Origin of the sequence: Komagataeibacter melaceti, assembly GCF_003403295.1 — a bacterium.
Taxonomy (GTDB): Bacteria; Pseudomonadota; Alphaproteobacteria; order Acetobacterales; family Acetobacteraceae; genus Komagataeibacter; species Komagataeibacter melaceti.
The window spans coordinates 1-2,945 of sequence record NZ_QUWV01000245.1 but is presented as its reverse complement, the minus strand read 5'-3'; the positions used below and the strand labels follow the sequence as shown (position 1 = coordinate 2,945).

At 43.0% G+C, this 2,945-nt stretch carries 1 protein-coding gene and 2 pseudogenes; 2 read left to right on the top strand and 1 reads right to left on the bottom strand.

All coding sequences use genetic code 11. The annotated features are described in order from the left end of the window. Window positions 1-182: 182 nt before the first annotated feature. Window positions 183-2,069, top strand: a complete 1,887-nt coding sequence (locus DY926_RS17175) for a hypothetical protein (protein ID WP_148707851.1) — start codon at window positions 183-185, stop codon at window positions 2,067-2,069. Window positions 2,070-2,135: 66 nt separating this feature from the next. Here the strand turns inward: DY926_RS17175 and DY926_RS16865 are convergent. Then, a pseudogene (locus DY926_RS16865) lies at window positions 2,136-2,552 on the bottom strand (IS5 family transposase); the annotation flags it as partial. A gap of 64 nt (window positions 2,553-2,616) precedes the next feature. On the opposite strand from DY926_RS16865, the pseudogene DY926_RS16860 reads away from it, so the two are divergent. Then, a pseudogene (locus tag DY926_RS16860) lies at window positions 2,617-2,854 on the top strand (transposase); the annotation flags it as partial. Window positions 2,855-2,945: the final 91 nt, after the last annotated feature.

Genomic DNA, 2,945 nt, shown 5'->3' with positions numbered 1-2,945 from the left:
CACCTGCCTGTCGTCCCGCCATCGTTCTGCTCCCGTCATTGCGACAGGAATATTATATAATGATGCTTATTTCAGTTCCAGATGACTAAGGGATTGCAAATTATATATTCTCTCTAAAAAATGCGTACTCTTTGCACTGCTCATAACATATTCTTAAAGACATATGCCAATGTGAGGAACTTATGCCGAAAGATCGTGTGAAGATATTTTTTGTATCAATTTTAATTAATTCTATAATATTTTTTCTTATGTACAAATTTAACTCAGAAATACACAAGGCAATAAACTTATGTTCAAAATTTATAATATATAAATACAACTCAAAAGAAGATATTATAAGGCAGGAATCTGGTATATTTTTTCTAGAGGATTTTGTTTCATCTCATAAAGAACATGACCAGTTAATTATAGACGCAACGTCTACCTTGCAAAGGGCGGTCAACGCTATTTGCAATCAAAACCCCAAGGGTGGGCACCTCCGCCTTCCGCCAGGCATCCTCACTTTTCGGGCAATGACAAGTCTTTCGTGGAATTGTCCAATTTCTTTGGATGGAACCGGCTGGAGTGAATTGCCATCGGATGGAGGAACGTGGTTCCACATTATCGGAAATAACGCGAGTTTATTTAGCTTAAGCGGCCCGTCTGTACGGGGGAGTTCTTTCAATGATATAGGTATTTTCCAAGATGAACCTAGTCCAAATTCTTTCGTAGGATCGGTGATCCGTGGAACCAAAACAATTACCCGCGTAGACATTGCGCCAGAAGTGGGATCGCATGTTATCGGACCGGGAGTTCCAATCGGAACCATTATAAATAGTGTTAGTGGGAAAATAGGAAATTATACGTTGATATTAAATTCTAATATCGAATCAACGGCAGAAAAAGCCATTTTTGGCTATGGATCATGGATACCAAAACCATATCCTTCAGTGTTCAATATTCACGATACTTATGGTATAATTCGTTTTCATAACATTTTAGTTAGTCCGGTTTATGATCTAATTCATGCTGATTTGGCAGGCCGCATGGAGATAGACGGATTGTATGGTCAGATACTGCATACTGCCATTTATGATGATCGATCTTGGGATGTTGCACATTTCACAGGCCCTATGCATATCTGGGACTTTTGGAGTCAAAACCCTCTAGTCCTAGATTGGCAGACATCGCATGCGGATGTAATAATCATGCCAGATTATACGGCTGAAATTCCTGATTTTTTTGCATATGGCTATCATAGTTGTATCAAACTCACTCAATCACCTGCGGCGGTAAATCCTCAATCAGGATTTCCTCAAAAAGTGCATTTTGGCACGCTTTATTGTGATGCAAGCAAGTTTGGAGTATGGAATGATATTGCAAAGGGCGATGTAGATTATCAGAAACCACAGATTGTTATCGATAATTTTGAGCATACAGGTCTTATTCCCTATGGAGTAGACCAAATATCTCAAGTGGGGTCAGCATCTATTCAAGTTGATGAACAAGGAGGCGTCGATATGCAAATTGGACATTTTAGATCGGAAGTGACTTCAGTTCCTATAAATTTGCAAGGCAACACTTATTCGACGCTTCTCCGAATCGGAGACTTCCATGCGTGGGGATATTCTTCTGGTGCCGCTATTGTTGATGCAGGATCATGTAAGGATGATATCTCTATATCCTCCCGACCCATAATTCAAAAAACAAATATTTTAAGTGATAATAATGGAAAATCTAGCTGTGTGTCTTATTTCTATTCTCCGATTAAAGGACCGGAATATAAGATAATTTATAATGGAGGTGTCCTTATTATAAATAATGATGTCGAAGGAGTTAATATGATTTCAAATTTTACACAAAACATAATAAATGAACAAAAAATTGTGCTTCCGAATTCTCCTTTCGAAGGGCAAGTAGTATCACTAATGTCAAACGGTGCCATATCAAAATTGACGGTTACTATAGATCCATCATCTGGGCAACATATAGAAGATAATACACCATTATATGTATTGCCTCATCAGGAAGTTTCTTATCGATACACAAATTCAAACCATGTTAGATTATGGTATAGAATGAATAGATAATTATTTGTGGTAAAGAATTTATATATTTTGGAAACTCCCTAGGTGTTTAGGGTCAGGACTCATTGATCAGCGCCAGAAGATGACGGTGGCAGCGAGGCAGATGGCTGAGAAGAAGACGGTCGGGCATCTGTCGTAGCGGGTTGCAACCCGCCGCCAGTCCTTGAGCCTTCCGAACATGATCTCGATACGGCTGCGGCGTTTATATTTTTTCTTGTCGTATTTGACCGGTTTTCTGCGAGATTTCCGTCCTGGAATGCAGGGCTTTATACCTTTCGCTTTCAGGGCGTCCCTGAACCAGTCGGCGTCATACCCGCGATCTCCCAGCATCCATTGTGCTGCCGGAAGACTGTCCAGCAGGGCAGCGGCACCGGTATAATCGCTGATCTGTCCCGCAGTCATGAAAAAGCTCAGCGGTCGTCCGCTCTGATCGGTGATCGCATGCAGCTTCGTGTTCATGCCACCTTTGGTGCGTCCGATCAGGAGAGGTGGTCCCCATTTTTCGGACAGGGCAATAAGCTATAATCCGACCTGAGAGAGAACGGGTTTTATGGGCAAGGTTACGCGCAAGAGGTATGCGGCGGAGTTCAAATCACGGGTTGCCCTGGAAGCGATCCGTGGGGAACTGACGCTGGCGGACTGGCTTCGAAACATGGGGTGCATCAGACGATGATCGCCCAGTGGAAACGGCAGGCGATCGAGGGAATGGCGGCAACCTTTTCCGGGAAGGCGGCGTCTGAGCCCCGGTCAGCCCTGCTGATGTGGAGAAACTGCACGCGAAGATAGGCGATTCATCTGGAACTGAAGTTCGGCTCATTGTCTTGTGACAGAAGCGCTTCACCGAGGCGAGGATCTGGTCGGCTGATTTGACCCACCGAT